The sequence below is a fragment of the Mycobacterium sp. DL592 genome, from assembly GCF_011694515.1.
In the GTDB taxonomy this organism is placed as follows: Bacteria; Actinomycetota; Actinomycetes; order Mycobacteriales; family Mycobacteriaceae; genus Mycobacterium.
Window position 1 is genome coordinate 1,822,117 of record NZ_CP050192.1, and the last position, 18,035, is coordinate 1,840,151.

19 protein-coding genes are annotated in these 18,035 nt (G+C 66.6%); 9 read left to right on the forward strand and 10 right to left on the reverse strand.

The window, feature by feature from the left end; genetic code table 11:
• Position 1: 1 nt before the first annotated feature.
• The 4 genes from HBE64_RS08785 to HBE64_RS08800 form a co-directional block, all read right to left on the reverse strand.
• Positions 2-1,642, reverse strand: a complete 1,641-nt coding sequence (locus tag HBE64_RS08785) for a DUF4185 domain-containing protein (RefSeq protein ID WP_243841544.1) — start codon at positions 1,640-1,642, stop codon at positions 2-4.
• Between the two features lie 106 nt (positions 1,643-1,748).
• Complete coding sequence (locus HBE64_RS08790; RefSeq protein WP_243841545.1) at positions 1,749-2,135, reverse strand: nuclear transport factor 2 family protein; 387 nt, start codon at positions 2,133-2,135, stop codon at positions 1,749-1,751.
• 275 nt (positions 2,136-2,410) lie between these two features.
• Entirely contained in the window at positions 2,411-2,599 is a 189-nt protein-coding gene (locus HBE64_RS24470) for a hypothetical protein (RefSeq protein ID WP_208300594.1), read from the reverse strand.
• Between the two features lie 82 nt (positions 2,600-2,681).
• The gene (locus HBE64_RS08800; RefSeq protein WP_167100468.1) at positions 2,682-3,158 is read right to left on the reverse strand and encodes an SRPBCC family protein; all 477 of its coding nucleotides are present in this window, start codon (positions 3,156-3,158) and stop codon (positions 2,682-2,684) included.
• A 93-nt stretch (positions 3,159-3,251) separates the two neighbouring features.
• Between HBE64_RS08800 and HBE64_RS08805 the strand changes: the two genes are divergently transcribed.
• Complete coding sequence (locus HBE64_RS08805) at positions 3,252-4,376, forward strand: phosphotransferase (protein WP_167100471.1); 1,125 nt, start codon at positions 3,252-3,254, stop codon at positions 4,374-4,376.
• Positions 4,377-4,378: 2 nt separating this feature from the next.
• Here the strand turns inward: HBE64_RS08805 and HBE64_RS08810 are convergent, their stop codons facing one another.
• The 4 genes from HBE64_RS08810 to HBE64_RS08825 form a co-directional block, all read right to left on the reverse strand.
• Positions 4,379-4,666: a hypothetical protein gene (locus HBE64_RS08810; RefSeq protein ID WP_167100474.1), complete on the reverse strand. Its 288-nt coding sequence runs from the start codon at positions 4,664-4,666 to the stop codon at positions 4,379-4,381.
• Between the two features lie 77 nt (positions 4,667-4,743).
• The gene (locus tag HBE64_RS08815; RefSeq protein ID WP_167108943.1) at positions 4,744-5,190 is read right to left on the reverse strand and encodes a DUF5078 domain-containing protein; all 447 of its coding nucleotides are present in this window, start codon (positions 5,188-5,190) and stop codon (positions 4,744-4,746) included.
• A 5-nt stretch (positions 5,191-5,195) separates the two neighbouring features.
• The gene (locus HBE64_RS08820) at positions 5,196-8,090 is read right to left on the reverse strand and encodes an RND family transporter (RefSeq protein ID WP_167100477.1); all 2,895 of its coding nucleotides are present in this window, start codon (positions 8,088-8,090) and stop codon (positions 5,196-5,198) included.
• Positions 8,087-8,518: an MmpS family transport accessory protein gene (locus HBE64_RS08825; protein ID WP_167100480.1), complete on the reverse strand. Its 432-nt coding sequence runs from the start codon at positions 8,516-8,518 to the stop codon at positions 8,087-8,089. Before HBE64_RS08825 ends, HBE64_RS08820 begins: the two co-directional genes overlap by 4 nt.
• A 344-nt stretch (positions 8,519-8,862) precedes the next feature.
• Between HBE64_RS08825 and HBE64_RS08830 the strand changes: the two genes are divergently transcribed.
• Positions 8,863-9,201, forward strand: a complete 339-nt coding sequence (locus HBE64_RS08830) for a DUF732 domain-containing protein (RefSeq protein ID WP_167100483.1) — start codon at positions 8,863-8,865, stop codon at positions 9,199-9,201.
• Positions 9,202-9,210: 9 nt separating this feature from the next.
• Complete coding sequence (locus tag HBE64_RS08835; RefSeq protein ID WP_167100486.1) at positions 9,211-9,666, forward strand: SRPBCC family protein; 456 nt, start codon at positions 9,211-9,213, stop codon at positions 9,664-9,666.
• Here HBE64_RS08835 and HBE64_RS08840 read toward each other — a convergent pair whose 3' ends face one another.
• Positions 9,667-10,407 (reverse strand): SDR family NAD(P)-dependent oxidoreductase, encoded by a 741-nt coding sequence (locus tag HBE64_RS08840; protein WP_167100488.1) that lies wholly within the window; start codon positions 10,405-10,407, stop codon positions 9,667-9,669. It lies immediately after the preceding gene.
• Positions 10,408-10,439: 32 nt separating this feature from the next.
• Positions 10,440-10,841: a hypothetical protein gene (locus tag HBE64_RS24685; protein WP_243841546.1), complete on the reverse strand. Its 402-nt coding sequence runs from the start codon at positions 10,839-10,841 to the stop codon at positions 10,440-10,442.
• Between the two features lie 267 nt (positions 10,842-11,108).
• On the opposite strand from HBE64_RS24685, the gene HBE64_RS08850 reads away from it, so the two are divergent.
• The 6 genes from HBE64_RS08850 to HBE64_RS08875 all read left to right on the forward strand — a co-directional run bounded on the left by HBE64_RS08850 (position 11,109) and on the right by HBE64_RS08875 (position 18,028).
• Positions 11,109-12,200 carry a polyprenyl synthetase family protein gene (locus HBE64_RS08850; RefSeq protein WP_243841547.1) on the forward strand — a complete coding sequence of 364 codons (1,092 nt, stop codon included), beginning with the start codon at positions 11,109-11,111 and terminating at the stop codon, positions 12,198-12,200.
• Between the two features lie 16 nt (positions 12,201-12,216).
• Positions 12,217-13,740, forward strand: coding sequence for a phytoene desaturase family protein (crtI, locus tag HBE64_RS08855; protein WP_167100497.1), 1,524 nt, complete (start codon positions 12,217-12,219; stop codon positions 13,738-13,740).
• Between the two features lie 2 nt (positions 13,741-13,742).
• Positions 13,743-14,675 (forward strand): phytoene/squalene synthase family protein, encoded by a 933-nt coding sequence (locus tag HBE64_RS08860; protein ID WP_167100500.1) that lies wholly within the window; start codon positions 13,743-13,745, stop codon positions 14,673-14,675.
• 82 nt (positions 14,676-14,757) lie between these two features.
• Complete coding sequence (locus HBE64_RS08865; protein WP_243841548.1) at positions 14,758-15,486, forward strand: class I SAM-dependent methyltransferase; 729 nt, start codon at positions 14,758-14,760, stop codon at positions 15,484-15,486.
• Positions 15,483-17,021, forward strand: a complete 1,539-nt coding sequence (locus HBE64_RS08870) for an FAD-dependent oxidoreductase (RefSeq protein WP_167100504.1) — start codon at positions 15,483-15,485, stop codon at positions 17,019-17,021. Before HBE64_RS08865 ends, HBE64_RS08870 begins: the two co-directional genes overlap by 4 nt.
• Positions 17,018-18,028 (forward strand): DUF5914 domain-containing protein, encoded by a 1,011-nt coding sequence (locus HBE64_RS08875; protein ID WP_167100507.1) that lies wholly within the window; start codon positions 17,018-17,020, stop codon positions 18,026-18,028. The genes HBE64_RS08870 and HBE64_RS08875 overlap by 4 nt, the downstream gene beginning before the upstream one ends.
• Positions 18,029-18,035: the final 7 nt, after the last annotated feature.

Here is an 18,035-nt window from a genome sequence, read left to right on the forward strand (position 1 = left end):
CTCACACCGCCGTGGTGTGCAGCGGCGTCAGATCGGTCTGCATCAGCGTCACGTTGTAGGGGCCCCACAGCGACATGTTCCAGTACAGATTGCTGACATCGGCGTTGCCGCTGGCGTCCGTCAGTTTTCCGGTACCCGACCACGGGTGGATCATCGGCGCGTACAGGCCCGGGTACTGCAGGGAGGTGGCGATGGTGATCGGATCCGACCACGGTCCCTCCGGGCGATCAGCTGTCCGCAGCACCACGTTGTTCTGGCCGTTTGCGTAGAGCACCACGTACTTGTTCAGGTAGTCGTTGTACTGCACCGACATCTCGCTGACGTTGCCGCCGGTCTTGGCGCCGGTCAGTCCCGCGAACCAGCCGCCGAAGAAGTTCGGATTGTTCGCCAGATCGATGATGCCCCCGAAAATCCCTGGGGAACTTGTGGAGTCACCCAGGATGGGTGCGGCCACGGCCGGCTTGCCCTGAACCCAGCTGCTGCCGTCCCAGTACTGGTACTTGGCCAGGTCGGTGATGTCGTCCTTGGCCACCCGCGACAGATAGGCCGAACCGGCCCGCCCGGAGGGGGTGCCGAACGCGTAGACATACTGCGGATCGCCGGCGGCCACCTGGTCGGCGGGCTCGAGGACATATGCCGCCTGCTGGAAGTTCTGGCTGCCCGCCACATACGGCGTCGAGGAGCGGAACCAGCCCGCCGAGCGGATCGTCGAGGGCACCAGCACCCACTTGTCGGTGGCTTGGTCATACATCGAGATCGCCGAGTAGTTGGTGGTCCAGCGACCGGGGGTGTCCCAGGACTTGACCGACATGTAGTTGACGTACTGCTGCTGGTTCACCGAGATCGCCGACGTCGGGATGATCGTCACCTCGGAGTTGAGGATAGGGAACAGCGCGCCCGGCGCACTCGGGATGAACTGGTAGGCGTAGCCGGTCTGCAGCAGACTCAGGCCGTTGGTCAAGTTCGTGTCGGTGCTCAGCAGCAGCACGTTCGAGCGCCAGTTGCCGGTCATGTTGGGCCCGCTGAAGGTATCGCCGAACGCCAGCTGGATCTTGCCGGTCAGTCCGTTCTCCCACATGATGCCGAGGTCGGTGCCGTAGATACCGAATCCGTTGGTGATGTTGGGGCCGGTGACGAAGCCGACGTTGCGGGTGTTGAGCTGACCGGTCGTGGTCACCGCCGCCGCGGCCAGCGTGCCGGCCTGGGCGGCCTGGGCTGTCGCGGGTTCGAATTCCCGTCGCGCGGAGGCGGCCAGCGCCCACAGCGCGGGAGCCGGTGCCGGCGTCGGGGCTGCCGGTGAACCGGTCGCCGCGGCCGGCGCTGCCGGTGCGGGTTCGGCGGGGGCTGTCGTGGTGCTACTGGTGAGGGCGCCACCGGAACTGGTCACGACGCTGCGTGCGGCGGCGCTCGTGCCCTTCGATGACGACCCTGCCGAGTCCGAGCCCGGGGCGCGCTTGGTGCGCGCCGATGTCGCCGTCGACTTTGGACCCGGGTTGGCTGCCCCGGCAGAGGACGCGTCGTTGCCCGACGAACTCGCCGTTGAACCGGTTCCACCGGCGCCCGGGCTGTCGTCGGCCCACGCCACGGCGCTGCCGTTCGCTATCGCCGTGCCGATGCCCAAGGCCACTGCGAGTGCGCCCATCCGGCCTACGTATATGGCAGCTGTCCTGGAACGACCCATCAATTCCACCCCTCGATTCACTTCTGTCACATCATCCATCGCCGGCGGCCTGCTGGTTGTTTCCCGGTCACGACGTGAGTAGTAGTTCGCCCATCCGGGGAACGATTGCCTGCAACGCCTTCAGCGGCCGGATCATCACCTTGAACGACACGATCTTGCCGTCGTCGTTCCACCCGATGATGTCGACTCCTTCGACGGTGAGGCCGTCTAGCTCGGCCGCGAATTCCAGGACGGCCGAACGGCTGTCGATCCACTTGCTGGTATAGCGGAAGTTGCTGTGCGAGAACAGCTTCTCGGCTGCCCGTAGGTACATCGCGGTCTTCTCCCGGCCGTGCTGTGGGGTGAAGACGGCGGGCGAGTAGAACACCGCATCCTCGGCGAGGAGGTCGTCGAGGTCGTCGGTCTGCCCGTTCTCGATGACCTCGAGCCAGCGTTCGATGACGGGAGCGGTCACGTCCGGGGTCCTTTCGCGTAACGGACTTCCAGCGTCCCACAGCCGCCCGGCCCGATGGTCGGGGTGCGGCATGTCGACGCAAAAATGAAACCTCACCGACCCGGCCAGGAAGTACTCCAGCAAATAAACTGACGAGCACATATGATTGCCAGATCTGCTGATATGTGACACCATCGTCGTAGCCGGCGAAGTCGAATTCCGTCGGCGTCAACTTGCGCGGCGAACTAAATCGCCGCATTCTACCGAGGGGAAACACCTATGAATGCAGGTCGTTCCTACACCAGCCTGGCAATCATTGCCGGCGCATCCATGTTCATCGCCTTCAGTTCGCTTGTTGCCGGTTGTGGCAACGATGGCAAGGAGGCCCCGTCCAGCACAACTTCGCCCAGTGGCACGCCCTCATCGAGCGCACCGGCGTCCCCGACGGAGAAGTCGTTGGACCCCAACGGCGGCAACAAGTTCACCCCGCCGGTGGTCGCCCCGCCCGCACCGACCGAGGGTGCAGGCAATCACCACCACGGTCTGAACGGAATTGGCTGAACTCCGCTAGACCGATCCGGTGTGCAGTTCCCTGGCGATCGCGGCGTGATAGCGATCGATGTTGGCAGGGTTGACGATTCGGAAGAACCCGTCAGGCATCGGCTCATCGCGCGGGGCTTCGATGGTCATCGTCCGGCGGAACAGGGTGAGCCCCTCGCCAGGCTGGGTGAAGTGATACTGCACGGTGATCCTGCCCGCCATCCCGCCGTCGCCCTGCCGGTCGTGACCGAGCCGGCCGACCGAGGTGAACACCCATAGTGACGGCCGCATCGCGATGGCCAGATGCCAGGTGAAGATGCGCTCGCCGTCGGGGCCGCCTTCCTCCCAGGTGTCGCCGACCTCGAGGGGCAACGTGTCGAGCTTGCCGACGTAGTTGCTGCCCGGGTAGGTCTTCGTCCAATTGGCCGGATTGGTGACGAAGTCGTAGATCGCCTCAGGGGAGTGGTTGAACACCGTCTCCGAACTCGTTGTCACGATGCCCAATTGGGTTGTCCTTTCCGGTCGGCACTGCGTGCGTAGTTTACACATTCTTCCGAATTTGTAACTATATGCGTGCTCGGCCGGTAGGGTTCGACGATGCCCTCGGTCACCCGTTTCGGATCTCACGTCGCCCGGGGAGTTCGGCGGTTGGCCGCCGACGCGGCACTGGGCGGCCGGCGCCACGTCCCGCGCCGGATCGACGACCTCGACCCCGCCGCTTTATCGGCGATCATCGGCCGGCCGGTGTCGTCGGTCAGCAGGCTGGACGGCACGTTCGGCACGTCGAGCCGGGCTCGGCTGGCGCTGCGCGGTGCCGACGTACCGGAGTCGGTCTTCGTCAAGATGTCGGCCGACACCGCGGGAATCCGGATGCTGGGGGAACTGGCCGGACTCGGCGAGACCGAGGCGCGCTTCTACCGCGAACTCGCCCCCGAGCTGAGCCGGGGCGTCCCGCGGTCCTACGGGTCGGTCTTCGACCCGCTGACCGGGCGTTTCGTCGTGGTGCTCGAGGACATGGCCGTCTCGGAATGCCTGTTCCCGGACACTCTTCGCCCGCTCGACCCCGGCCAGCTCGCCCAGGTCGTCGAGGTGCTCGCGCATCTGCACGCCACCTTCTGGGGCCGCCTGCCGGAAAAGCCCGGCGGCAGTGGGCGATTCGGGTGGTTGCAGGCGCCGTCGTCGGATCCGGCCAACCTGCTGACACCCTCGGTCATGAAGTTGTCGGCACGCAAGCTCGGGCAGTCAACCTCGATCCCGGTGCAATCCGGCCGCTACCTATGGGAGCACTTCGCCGCCGTCACGGCGATCGTCGACAGCGGCCCGCACACCGTGCTGCACGGTGACAGCCACCCGGGCAATACGTTCTTCCGGGACGGCACAGCGGGCCTGCTGGACTGGCAGGTCGTCCGACGCGGTCATCCGGCGCGCGACCTGGCCTACGCGATCGTGCTGGGCACGCCGGCCCAGGACCGCCACCTGGTGGAGCGCGACCTGCTGGAGACCTATCGCCGCGCGCTGGCGGCCGACGGTGGTCCCGACCTCGACGCTGACGACCTGTGGAGGCGGTACCGGCAAGCGATGGTCCACCCTTACCTGTCCGCGTTGACCACGGCGGGCCTGGGCGGACTGCAGGACGACGACATTGCCCTGGAAGGGCTAGCGCGGGCAGTGACTGCCCTCGGCGAGTTGGAGACCGTCGCCGCGCTGCAGGCTGCGCGCTGAAACTACTTGGCGCAGTTGATCGTCACGTAGGCGATCGGCTGGCTGCCCGCCGAGCCGACGGTGTTGATGTCGGTGACTGTGCACTGCGACAACCCCGCGTTGGGCACACCGTTCTCGTACTGAAGTGTGACGTCGTAGCCGAGGTTGTCGAGGTCGCCGATGGTGGCGGCCGCCGACTCCGAGCCGGGCTCGGGGATGTTCGGCGGATCAGCCAAAGCGGCGGGGGCCAAGGCAATCGACGCGCCGAGACCGGTCAGTAAGGCAGCAGCACAGCGCATTCCAAGCGACATGCCAGGACTGTCGCGGTTGCGCCTTGCGGCGCGGGGAACGCTGGTTGAACGGGCGTCAAACACCAGGTGTCGGGTCATCACCAGTTCCACACAGACATGTCGTTGGGCGCGTAGTTCATGCAGACGTCGGTGGTCTTGGCGGCCACACCCTTGTTGTTGAAGAACAGCTTGGCGTGGTTGGGCCACTGGAACACCAGCGGATCGGAGTAGATGTTGGTTGCCATCTCCTCAGACCAGCCACGGCGGGCCGCTGCGTCCATCGAGTAGAACCAGTGGACGTAGTCCTGGGCGGCCTGCTGAACCTCGGGCGACTTGTTGTTGTAGTCGATCATGTAGCGCTCGTAGTAGACCGGTGTCACGTCGCGCGCGGCCGCCATGATCTGTTCGGCGGTGCACGTCGTGATGATCATGCGGTGCGGAATCGGGTAGTCGTCGGAAGCGTCCGCGGCAGCCGTCGCGGGCAGTGCCACCGCCGCCGCAGCCAGGGCAGCCGCCGCCGCGCCCATGCGCAGAGCCGTGCTCATCGTTGTCATGTTGTACCTCCTTCAGGGCTCGCGCCCACGGACAGCCGATCCGTATCGTCTGCGTCGTCGCGTCGCGGCGACGGCCACTGTTGCGGCAGCGGGCGTTGACGCACCCGTTGCGGCCACCAGAACCACTTGCCCAGCAGCGCGGCGATCGACGGCGTCATGAACGACCGGACGATCAGCGTGTCGAACAGCAGGCCGAGAGCGATCGTGGTCCCGACCTGGCCGCCCACCCGCAGCGGGCTGATCAACATCGAGCCCATGGTGAACGCGAACACCAGGCCGGCCGATGTCACCACCGAACCACTGCCAGCCATTGCCCGGATGATACCGGTGTTGAGTCCGGCATGGATCTCTTCTTTGAACCGTGCGACCAGCAGCAGGTTGTAGTCCGATCCGACCGCAAGCAGGATGATCACGGCCATCGCGAGTACGAGCCAGTGCAGTGGCTGGCCGAGGATGTGCTGCCACAGCAGCACCGACAGCCCGAACGACGCGCCCAGCGACAAGACCACGGTGCCTACGATCACCGCCGCGGCAACGATGCTTCGGGTGATCACCAGCATGATCACGAAGATCAGGCACAGCGCGGCGATGCCGGCGATCAGCAGGTCGTAGTTGGCGCCGTTCTGCATGTCCTTGTAGACCGACGCGGTGCCGCCCATGAAGACCTTGGAACCCTCCAGCGGAGTGCCCTTGATGGCCTCGAACGCGGCGTTCTTGACCTTGTCGATGTGCGAGATGCCTTCCGGCGTCGCGGGGTCACCTTCGTGAGAGATGATGAACCGCACCGCTTTTCCGTCCGGAGAGACGAACATTTTGAGGCCGCGCTTGAAATCGGGATTGTCGAACACTTCCGGCGGCAGGTAGAACGAGTCGTCGTTCTTCGAGGCGTCGAAGGCCTGACCCATCGCGGTCGCGTTGTCCTGCATCGCCTGCATCTGGTCCTGGAAGCCGCTCATCGTCGACTGCATCGTCATCATCGATGCCTTCATGCTCTTCATGGTCGCGATCATCGGCGGCATGACCTGAACCATCTTCGGCATCAGGACATCGAGCCTGTCCATGTCGACGACCAGTGACGCCAGATCGTCACTGAGCGTGTCGATACCGTCGAGGCTGTCGAAGATCGACCGCAACGACCAGCAGATCGGGATGTCGAAGCAGTGCGGCTCCCAGTACAGGTAGTTGCGGATCGGCCGGAAGAAGTCGTCGAAATCGGCCAGGTGGTCCCGGATTTCGTTGGTGTCGGCGACCATCTGCTTGGTCTTGGCCACCATGTCGTGGGTGACGCCCACCATCTGCTTGGTCAGCGCCAGCATGCGTTCCATGGTGTCGATGCTGACCTGCAGCTCGTCACCCATCTTGAGCATGTCCTTCATGCGGTCCTGCAGGTAGGACATGTTCATCGTCTGGTTGGTGCCCGACATGCTGATGATGAAGGGGATCGATGTGTGCTCGATCGGCGTGCCCAGCGGACGGGTGATGGTCTGCACCCGTCCGATACCCGGGATGTGGAAGACACTCTTGGCAACGCGGTCGATCACCAGCATGTCCGACGGGTTGCGCACGTCGTGGTCGGCTTCGATCAGCAGCAGTTCCGGGTTCATCCGCGCCTGCGGGAAATGCCGGTCCGCGGCGGCGTAGCCGATGTTGGCCGGGATGTCCTTGGGCAGGTAGTTACGGTCGTTGTAGTTGGTCGTATACGACGGCAGGGCGAGCAGGCCGACCAGGGCGAGCGCGATCGAGGCGACCAGGATGGGGGCGGGCCAGCGGACCACTGCGGTGCCGACCCGGCGCCACATGTGGGTGTTCATCTTCCGCTTGGGCTCGAAGATCTTTCGGAATCTGCTGCCGATCGCGATGACCGCGGGACCGAAGGTCAGTGCCGCGAACACCACCACGAGCATGCCGATGGCCAGCGGGAAGCCCAGTGACCTGAAGTAGGGCAGCCGGGTGAAATGCAGGCAGAACGTCGCGCCGGCGATGGTCAGGCCCGAGCCCAGGATCACGTGGGCGGTGCCGTGGTACATGGTGTAGAACGCGGTTTCGCGATCTTCGCCGTCGAGTCGGGCCTCGTGGTAGCGCCCGATCAGGAATATCGCGTAGTCGGTGGCCGCGGCGATGGACAGGGTCGCCAGCAGGTTGACCGCGAATGTCGACAGGCCGATGATCTCGGCGTTGCCCAGGAACGCGATGACCCCCCGGGCCGCGGTGAGTTCGAGGAACACCATCACCAGCACCAGGACGGTGGTGACGATCGAGCGGTAGACCAGCATCAACATCACGAAGATGACGCCGATGGTCACCATCTCGACGACCTTGACCGCCGAGTCGCCGACGTTGTGCTGGTCGTGGCTCAGTGCGGTCGGGCCGGTGACGTAGACCTTGATGCCGGCCGGGGGCGGGTTGGCCGTAACGATCTTCTGCACCGCGTCAACCGACTCGTTGGCCAGGCTCTCGCCCTGGTTACCAGCCAGATAAACCTGGACGTAGGCGGCTTTGCCGTCGGCGCTCTGGGAGCCGGCGGCGGTCAGCGGATCGCCCCAGAAATCCTGGATGTGCTCGACGTGCTTGGGATCGTCGCGCAGCTTTTTGATCAGGCCGTCGTAGTACTGGTGGGCTTCGGCGCCCAGCGGCTGATCGCCTTCCAGCAGGATCATCGCGCTGCTGTTGGAGTCGAACTCCTGGAAGTCCTTGCCGACCCGCTTCATCGCTTGCATCGACGGTGCGTCGTCGGGCGCCAGCGACACGGTGTGTTCCTGGCTCACCTGCTCGAGCGGGGGGACCGCGACGCTGAGCACGACGACGAGCCCGACCCAGAAGAGCACGATCGGGATGGCGAAACTCCGGACGAACCGGGGAATCAGCGGGTGCGTTCCGTGTGGGTTGCTCATGCGGACTTCACCAGACAGAAGGTCTGTGCGTTGACCCCCGACGAGGTCTTCTCGTCCTTGAGGACGCCGTCGACCAGGATGCGGCAGCCGATGGTGTCGGTATCACCTTGCGCGACGATGTTGGCGCTGGCCGCGGGGGCGGTGGTGGTCAGGGTGACCGTCCACGGCAGCGTGACATCACGCGCGATCTGGGGCTGGGCATCGAGGTCGAGGTAGTTGACGGTCGCTACCGAGCCCTGCGGGCCGAAAATCTCGTAGGTCACCTGCTTGGGATTGAACGGCTTGGTGTCGTTGGCCAGGCCGCTGCCCGCCCGGGTGAGTTCGGTTTTGCCGAACACTCCGTGCAGCCGGAACACCGAGAACGCCGCGATGGCCACCACGATGAAGATGACCACCGGGATCCACGCGCGTCTAAGTGCCTTGACCATAGATTTCCCCGACGTCAGGACGCCGACACGGGCAACGCGCACAATTCTGCGACGCCGATCGTGAGGGTGTCCGTCAGTCTCATCTCAACCCCGATTTTCTCGCGCCGCGACAGATTAGTCGATTTAACTGAGAGATTAGCTCACTTAACTGATCGGACGATACCCCGCGGTAGCTTCTCCGTGGGATTTCCCTTCCTCATTCGTGCCCGAGGTCACACCGGTCCTCCGGGTGTGATGGGTCGCATCACGCACCGGCGTTGTGGCGCACCGGGTTTCGTCTGCCGCATACGCCATCCGCAGGTGGGCTTCCGCGTAGCTGGTTAGCTGGCCTACAATTCGTCTTCATGAACGTCACGAGGCTTGCCATGGTCGCTGCTGCTGCCCTCGCGGCGCCGATGGTCCTGGCCGGTCCGGCGCACGCCGATCCCGATATCGATTTCGCCAACCAGCTGCATGGTTTCGGGATCTACGGCCCGCGTGACTACAACGCCTGGATCGGCAAGATCACCTGCAAGCGCCTCAACAACGGCCTGGACCGCGACGCGTACCAGTCGGCCAAGTTCATCCTGACCAACCTGCCCAACGGGTCCACCCAGGCGCAGGCCGTGCAGTTCTTGGGCGCGGCGATCAATACCTACTGCCCGGAGCAGATCGGCGTACTGCAACGGGCCGCTGTCCAGTAAGGACTGCTCATGGCCGGGCCGGTCGACCGGACCATCACCGAGGATGTGCCGGGTACACCCGAGGCCGTCCGCGCCCACTATGTCGATCTCGACAACATCAAGGATGTCCACCCGCTGGTGGTAGCGGTGCGCACTCTGCACCGCAGTGACTCCGACGACGGGTACACCCACACCTATCGGGTGTCCGACCGGATCCCGCTAGGCTTCGCGACCCTTCCCATCAGCTACACGGCCACTGTGCGGGTGCCCCGCACCGGCCCGGTCGTCACCGAAGCCCGTCAGTTCCCGCGCGTGCGCCTCGACGGCGTGGTCTCCTTCGAGCCCATCCCGACGGGCACCCGGCTGACCGAGCGCATCCGCATCAGTGCGCCCTGGCCGCTGCTGGGAATGACGGCCAGGCAAGCCGTCGCTGCGCACCGGGAGATGCTGGCCGGAATCCGCCGACGGTTCGAAGCGCGGGGCTAGTCAGCCGGCGGTTTTACCGTTGTCGACGTTGTAGACGGCGCCGTGGATCGTCGACGCGTCATCGCTGGCCAGAAAGGCGATCACCTTGGCGACGTCGCGGGGGTCCATCATTCCGCGGGGTGCGGCGATCCGCATGATCAGGTTCCAGTCGGCGTCGTCGGGGGTGGCGAACTCCGTCACCTGCGGGGTGAGCATCCCGCCGGGACACACCACGTTGACCCGCAGCTGCTCCTTGGTGAACTCCACGGCCAGTGCCCGGGTCAGCCCGACCAGTCCGTGTTTGGCGGCGCAGTAGCCGGCCGAGTAGACCTCACCCTCGACCCCGGCGATCGAGGCCACGTTGACGATGTTGCCGCCGGCCTCCAGCAGATGTGGCAGTGCCGCGCGGCTCAGGTAGAACGGTCCGTTGAGGTTGACCGCCAGGTCGTAGTCCCAATCCTGGTCGGCGACCGACGCGGTGTGGCGCATCTGATGGAAACCCGCGGCGTTGACCAGAACGTCGAGCCTGCCGAAGCGTTCAACACACCCCGCGACGGCATCCCGGCAGGCCTGTGCACTCGTGATGTCGACCGATGCATAGGCGCCGCCCGGGACGGTCTCGAACACTCCTGCCATTCGTTCGGTGTCGCGGGCGATCCCGTAGACCGTGGCGCCCCGTTCGGCGAAGACCTGTGCCACCGCGGCGCCGAGGCCCGACGAAGCTCCGGTCACGAGGGCAACTTTTCCGCTCAGCTGTGTCACGGCCCGACCCTTCCGCCGGGTCTCGAGGCCGGCTACATGTGTACGTTGCGGACGCCTACCGCGTTGCGCAATCCCGAGCAGTTGTAGCACCCGATGCACCCCACGCAGTCGGTGCACCGGGCACAGGCGAGACACGCCAGGCATCGGCGGCATGCGAAGCACGCCGCGCATCCGACGCATTCCCGCATCAGAATGCACAACACGGTGATCAGGCAGCCCGCGATCACCGCACTGCCTGCCGTCGCGACCGACCCGGCGACCACGGCGCTGCCCGCGGTCGCCAGCGACCCGGCAATGGCGGCACTGCCCGCCGTTGCCACCGATCCACCCACTGCGGCGCTGCCCACGGTGGTGATGGACCCGGCCACCGCCGTACTGGTCGTGGTCGCGATCGATCCGGCAGTGGTCCCGGCGTCATCTGTGGCGGTCCGCATGCCGCCAGTATTCCAGCAGCTAGAGCAGCTTTCCGGGGTGCGCCGGGGGTGACTGGGAAAAATTACGCGTACGTGACCATGTGCGTTCTGACAAGGCATCCAGGTCACCACTCGCCTTGAATTGAACCCAAGAGCACCGCCGTCTGGTTGCATCGGCATCCAGGGGGGTATCGCATGCACGGTGCTCGGCCCGGGTCGAGGTGGCCCGCCACGGGGAAGGAGCAGCCATTGCGCGCATCTGACGCAGTATCGCTGAACGGCGCGCGTGTGCCTGCAGCCAGTGGTGTGGCTGTCGAACACGACGCGCAGTTCGAGATCTGGCGTAATGGCGTGCGGCACGGCGCCCTGGCCCACGTCGCCGACTTCGTCGACAACCACTGCGTCCCGCAACTGGCCGGCACCGGCATCGACGTCGCCGCGGACGTCCTCGTTCAGTTCGTCGGCGGCGGGAAGTGCCTGCGATCGACATTCATGTATCTGGGCTGGCTGTGTGGGGCACCGGCCGACGACGCCGCGCTGCGGGCCTCGGCGGGTCTGGAACTGCTGCACGCGTTCGCCCTGCTGCAAGACGACGTCATGGACGACTCGGACATGCGCCGGGGCCAGCCAGCCGCGCACGTCCAGTTCGGTCAGTGGCACCGCCGGCACGGCCTGTCCGGGTCGCAGTACCGGTTCGGCGCTTCGGCCGCGATCCTGCTCTCCGACCTGTGCCTGGTGTGGGCCGAGCAGATGATGCGGGACAGCGGCGTGTCCGCCGATGCGCTGGCGCGGGCCTGGCGCCGCTACGACCTGATGCGCATCGAGCTCGCAGTCGGCCAGTTCGCCGACGTCGCCAACGACTACGGCGCCCTGCCCACCCTGGACCAGGTGCTCGACGTGGCCCGCCGTAAGTCGGGCAACTACACGGTGCGCCGGCCGTTGGAGATCGGCGCCGCGATGTCCGGCCGTGAGGAGTTGATCGACGCGCTGGGTGAGTACGGCAGCGCCGTCGGTGAGGCCTTCCAGCTCCGCGACGACATCCTGGGTGTGTTCGGCTCACCGTCGGTGACGGGAAAGCCCATCGGCGGCGACCTCGCCGAGCGTAAAGCGACCAGCGTCGTCGTGGCCGCCCACCAGATGGCCGACGCGACGATCCGCCGCCAGTTCGTCGAACTGACGAATGCCGAGGAACTCGACACCGCCGACATCGCCCGATGGCGCAACCTGATCGTGGCAACCGGCGCCGTCGAATGGGTCGAGGACCTGATCGACGAGCTCGTCGCGACAGCACAGGATCACGTGTGCGACAACCGAATTGACCCGTGGGTGCAGTCGACGCTGGCCAACATGGCCGCGGCCTGCACCTTGCGAGAGACCTGATGAGAAGGAGTCGATAATGCGTACCGTCCCAGGGGCGACCGATCACGTCGTGGTGGTTGGAGCCGGACTGTCGGGCCTGTCCGCTGCGATGCAGCTGGCCGGGCGCGGCCGATCGGTGACGGTGCTGGAGCGCTACTCGTTCCCCGGCGGGCGGATGGGCCAGGCCGACATTCGCGGATATTCCATCGACACCGGCCCCACCGTGCTGACGATGCCCGACATCATCGAAGAGGCGTTCGCCGCTGTCGGCGCCTCGATGGACGACCACCTGCAGCTGGATCTGGTCGACCCGGCCTACCGGGCGTCGTTCGCCGACGGCTCGTCGCTGGACGTCCACACCGACGCCGCCGCGATGACGGCGGCGATCGAGGACTTCGCCGGCCCGGTCGAGGCAGCCGGCTACCACCGGCTGCGCGACTGGCTCACCGAGCTGTACCGGGTGGAGATGAACGGGTTCATCGCCTCCAACTTCGACTCCCCGTTGTCGCTGCTGACCCCCCAGCTGGCCCGGCTGGCCGCTATCGGAGGTTTCCGTGGCTGGGAGAGGATGGTCAGCAAGTACATCAAAGACGAACGGCTCCAACGGGTTTTCACCTTCCAGGCGCTCTACGCCGGTGTGCCGCCGCAGCATGCGCTGGCCGCCTACGCGGTGATCGCCTACATGGACACCGTCGCAGGGGTGTACTTCCCGCGCGGCGGTATGCGCGCCGTGCCCGAAGCGCTCGCGGCCGCGGCGGCCGAGGCGGGCGTGGAGTTCCGCTACCAGTCCTCGGTGACCTCGTTGGAGAAGTCGGGATCTCGGGTCACCGCGGTGCGCACCGATAATGGCGACCGAATCGCTTGTGACGCAGTGGTTCTCACCACCGAACTGCCGCTGACCTATCAGCTTCTCGGCCGTACCCCGCGCCGTCCGATCAAGATACTGCCCGCTCCGTCGGCCGTCGTCATCCACGCGGGTGTGCCGTCGGTGGGCGACAAGCTGGTGCACCATAACATCAGCTTCGGCCGCCAGTGGGCGAAGACCTTCGACGAGATCATCCGCGACGGCACGCTGATGAGTGACCCGTCCCTGCTGGTGACCAGGCCCACGGCGAGCGACCCCAGTCTGGCCCCGGCCGGACGGGACCTGCTCTACATCCTGGCCCCGGCGCCGAACCTCGAGGCGGGCGTCGTGGACTGGGCATCGGCCGGCGACGCCTACGCCAACCAGGTCGTCGCGAAGGCGGCCGAGCGCCTGCTTCCGGGCTTGGACGATGACGCCGACATCCTCGACGTCGTCACGCCCGCGGATTGGGCACGGCAGGGGATGGCTGCCGGTTCGCCGTTCGCGCTGGCCCACACCTTCTCCCAGACCGGGCCGTTCCGGCCCGCCAACCTCGTGCGCGGTGTCGACAACGCGGTGCTGGCCGGTGGTTCCACCGTCCCCGGCGTCGGTGTGCCCACCGCACTGCTCTCCGGCCGCTTGGCCGCCGATCGGGTCGCCGGACCGGCCGACGAATTCACACGCAAGCGCACCATCACCAGGTCGGGAAGCAGGTAGCGATGATCCACACCGAGTTACACGCCGCGGGGATCGACGACGAGCGGCTCCGCGAGTCCTACCGGTACTGCCGCAAGCTCAACGCCCAGCACGGCCGGACCTACTTCCTGGCCACCCGCCTGCTGGCACCGTCACAGCGCCCGGCCGTGCACGCGCTGTACGGCTTCGCCCGCTACGCCGACGACATCCTCGACGACCTCGAGTCGACGGCCACCACCGCCGAGCGGGAAGCCCGCCTCGACGAGTTGTCGGCCAAGTTCTTCAGCGGCACAGCCGATCCCAGCGAGCCGGTGCTGCCCGCGGTGCTGCACACCGCCCGCACCTACCGCATCCCGCTGGACCTGTTCGACGACTTCCTGACGTCGATGCGGATGGACCTGACCGTCACCGAGTACGCCGACCGGGCCGCGCTGAACCACTACATGCGGGGATCGGCCGAGGTCATCGGGCTGCAGATGCTGCCGATTCTCGGGACGGTCGTGCCGACCGCCGAAGCCGAGCCGTTCGCCGAGGCGCTGGGCCGGGCCTTCCAGCTCACCAACTTCCTGCGTGATGTCGACGAAGACCTGGATCGCAACCGGGTCTACCTGCCTGCCGACGAACTCGCGGCCTTCGGGGTGGACCGGGACCTGCTGAACTGGTGCCACCGCAGCAACCGCACCGATGCGCGGGTCCGCCACGCGTTGGCCGCCCAGCACGAGATCACCCGGGAGATCTACCGGGAGGCCCGTAAGGGCATCGCGCTGCTGGCCCCGCAGTCGCGGCCGTGCGTGACCACCGCGTTCACGTTGTACTCGGAGATCCTCGACCGCATCGAGGCGATCGACTTCGAGGTGTTCAGCCAGCGCGCCACGGTGGGAACCCCCCGTCGGGTGCAGGTGTTCGCGGGCGGCCTGATCCGCGCCCGCCGGGCCAGAAGCTACGGCGCCGCTTGATGGAATTCGCGGGTTTGCGCGCTACGGTGTCGCGCGCCGTCGAATACTGGACCTCGAAGGTGAGCGATCGAAAGGACCCTCAGTGGTAAGTGTCGGCCAGCGCGGACTGCGCCGGGAACAGGTTCCCGGTGCCTTCGACGTCGGTGCCCAGGCTTACGACAAGCTGGTCGGCGCGAATCCGGGCTATCACGACCACCTGCGGATCTCGGCGCGGCGGATGCGTATCGGCGACGGCGGCCGCGGGCTGCGCCTGCTCGACGCCGGCTGTGGCACCGGTGCCTCGACGGCAGCCCTGCTCGAAGCGGCGCCTTACGCCGAGATCGTCGCGGTCGACGCGTCGGCAGGCATGCTCGCCGAGGCGAAAGCCAAGTCGTGGCCGGACACCGTGCGGTTCGTGCACAGCCCCATCGAGGGGATCGCCGAGGCTGGCGTGGAAGGGCCGTTCGACGGGATCCTGGCCGCCTACCTGTTGCGGAATCTGGCCGACCCCGATTCGGTGCTGCGGGCCTTCAAAGCACTGCTGCGGCCCGGGGCGACCTTGGCGGTCCACGAGTACTCGGTGAGCGATTCCCGTGCGGCGAAAGCGATTTGGAATGCCGTGTGCTGGGGCATCATCATCCCGGCCGGCTGGCGGCAGACCGGTGACAGCACGCTGTACCGTCACCTGTGGCGCAGTGTGAACACCTTCGACGGCGCCCGGGACTTCCAGCGCAGGCTCGTCGCGGCGGGGTTCACCGGCGTGCACAGCGAGACCATGCCCGGCTGGCAGCGCGACATCGTGCATACGTTCCTGGCGGACGCCCCGCAATGATCGATCCACGCCGAGTCGCCCACCCGGCGCAGTCCGGGTTGCCGCACGCCAACGCCCTGCCCAACACCCCGCATGTCGTGGTGGTCGGCGCCGGTATCGCCGGTCTTGCCGCCGCCGCCGGTCTGGCCGAACGGGGGGTGTCCGTCGAGGTCCTGGAACGCCAGGACTATCTGGGCGGCCGCGTCGGCGGCTGGACCGAGAAGTTCGACGACGGCACCGAGGTGGCCAACAACCGCGGATTCCACGCCTTCTTCAGGCAGTACTACAACCTGCGCTCGCTGTTGCGGCGCAGCGATCCCGGGCTCGACCGGCTCCGGCCCGTCGAGGACTATCCGCTGGTCGACGGGCACGGTCGTCGCGACACCTTCCGCGGCCTGCCCAAGACGCCGCCGTGGAACGCACTGGTCTTCGCGCTGCGCAGTCCGACGTTCCGGATGCGAGATCTGGTGCGGCTCAACGCTCCCGCGGCCGCGCCGCTGGCCGCGGTCTCGGTGCCCGACATCTACGACCAGCTCGACGACCTCGACGCCGAAACCTTCCTGACGAACATCAACTTCCCGGTGGCGGCCCGGCACCTGGCCTTTGAGGTGTTCGCCCGCAGTTTTTTCGCCCGCCCCGACAAGCTGTCGGCCGCGGAACTGGCGGCGATGTTCCACATCTACTTCCTGGGTTCCAGTGAAGGGCTGGTGTTCGACGTCGCCGAGTCGAACTTCAACACCGCGCTGTGGGAGCCGTTGGGGGAGTACCTGATCGAGCAGGGCGTCCAGTTCCACACCGGCGTGACGGTCGAGTCGGTCAGCCTGGGCGGGCCCAAGACCCTGCAGGTGACGATGTCCGGCGGGAAGAGCATCGACGCCGACGGTGTGGTGCTGGCGACCGATCCGGGCGGTCTGAGGCAGATCGTGGCCGGCTCGCCGGGTCTGGGTGACGAGCGGTGGCGGGAGCAGATTGCCGGTCTGCAGATCGCGCCGCCGTTCGTGGTGCAGCGGCTGTGGCTGGACCGTCCGCTCGAACCCGGGCGCCCGCCGTTTCTGGGTACCGGGGGACTGGAACCCGTCGACAACATCAGCGTCGTCAGCAACTACGAACGCCAAGCCGCGGAATGGGCTCGCGCCCATGGCGGTTCGGTGGTCGAGGTGCACTCGTACTCGGTGGTGGACCCGCCGCCCTTCGACGGTCTCCGGGACAAGATGCTGGCCCGGCTGCATCAGCTCTACCCCGAGACGGCGACCGCCGGAATCGTCAAGGAGACGATGCTGCTGCGCGACGACTGCCCGCTGTTCGCGCCCGGTGCCTTCGCCAACCGGCCCACTGTGCAGACACCGGTTCCCAACCTGATGCTCGCCGGTGACGGGATCCGCATCGACCTGCCGGTAGCCTTGATGGAGCGAGCCGCCACTACCGGATGGACGGCGGCGAACCGGCTGCTGGCCGGGTGGGGGGTCAGCGGGCACACTCTGCATACCGTTCCGGTGCAGGGACGGTCACCGGTCCTGCGCCGCCTGGCAACTCCGAGAAAGGCCCGGGCGTCATGAGTATCACGTCGCGGCTGGCCGCACGGTTCCCCAAAGGTATTCCGCTGCAGGTTGTTCCGAAGCTGGACTGGGCCAACCAGAAGCCGACGTATCAGGACGCCCAGCCCGCGGTGATCGACGCGGCGCTACGGCGTGCCGAACAGCGGCCCAGCGGAAACTGGTTCGTGTTCGCCGCGAGTTCCGACGTGCGCGCCGACAAGCCGTTCGGCACCCGGGTCGGCGGCGTCGAGATCGTGGCCTGGCGTGACGAGCAGGGAGGGCTGCACGTCGGTCCCGCGGCCTGCCCGCACCTGGGGGCCGACTTGGCCACCGGAAGCGTGAACTGCGGTGCGCTGATCTGCCCGTGGCACGGGCTGAAGCTGGAAGGTAAACGCGAATTCGGCTGGAAACCGTTGCCCGCGTTCGACGATGGTGTGCTCGTGTGGATCCGGCTCGACCGGATCGGTGGTGAGGAAGCCCTCGATGCCCCGGTGATTCCGGTGCGCCCGGGGCAGGTCAGCCTGGCTGCGGTGACCAGACTCGAAGGCGTCTGCGAACCCTCGGACATCATCGCCAACCGGCTGGACCCCTGGCACGGCGCATGGTTCCATCCGTATTCGTTCACCCAGCTCGAGGTGCTCAGCGCCCCGCCCGACGACGCCGACGAGGCCGCCGACCGTTTCCTGGTCGCCGTGACATTCCGGATGGGGCGTCTCGGTGTCCCGGTGATCGCGGAGTTCACCACACCGGAGCCGCGCACCATCGTCATGCGGATCGTCGACGGGGAAGGTGCCGGCAGTGTGGTGGAGACGCATGCGACTCCGCTGGGGCCGGGTCCCGACGGCCGGCCTCGCACCGCGGTGATCGAAGCCGTGATCGCCCAGTCCGACCGCACCGGCTTCAAGTACTCGCTTCGGGTCGCGCCGTTGATCACCCCGCTGATGCGGGTGGCGGCGGCCCGTCTGTGGCGCGACGATCTCGCCTACGCAGAACGCCGATTTGCCTTGCGGGACAATTCATCCAGCTAGGCTCCTA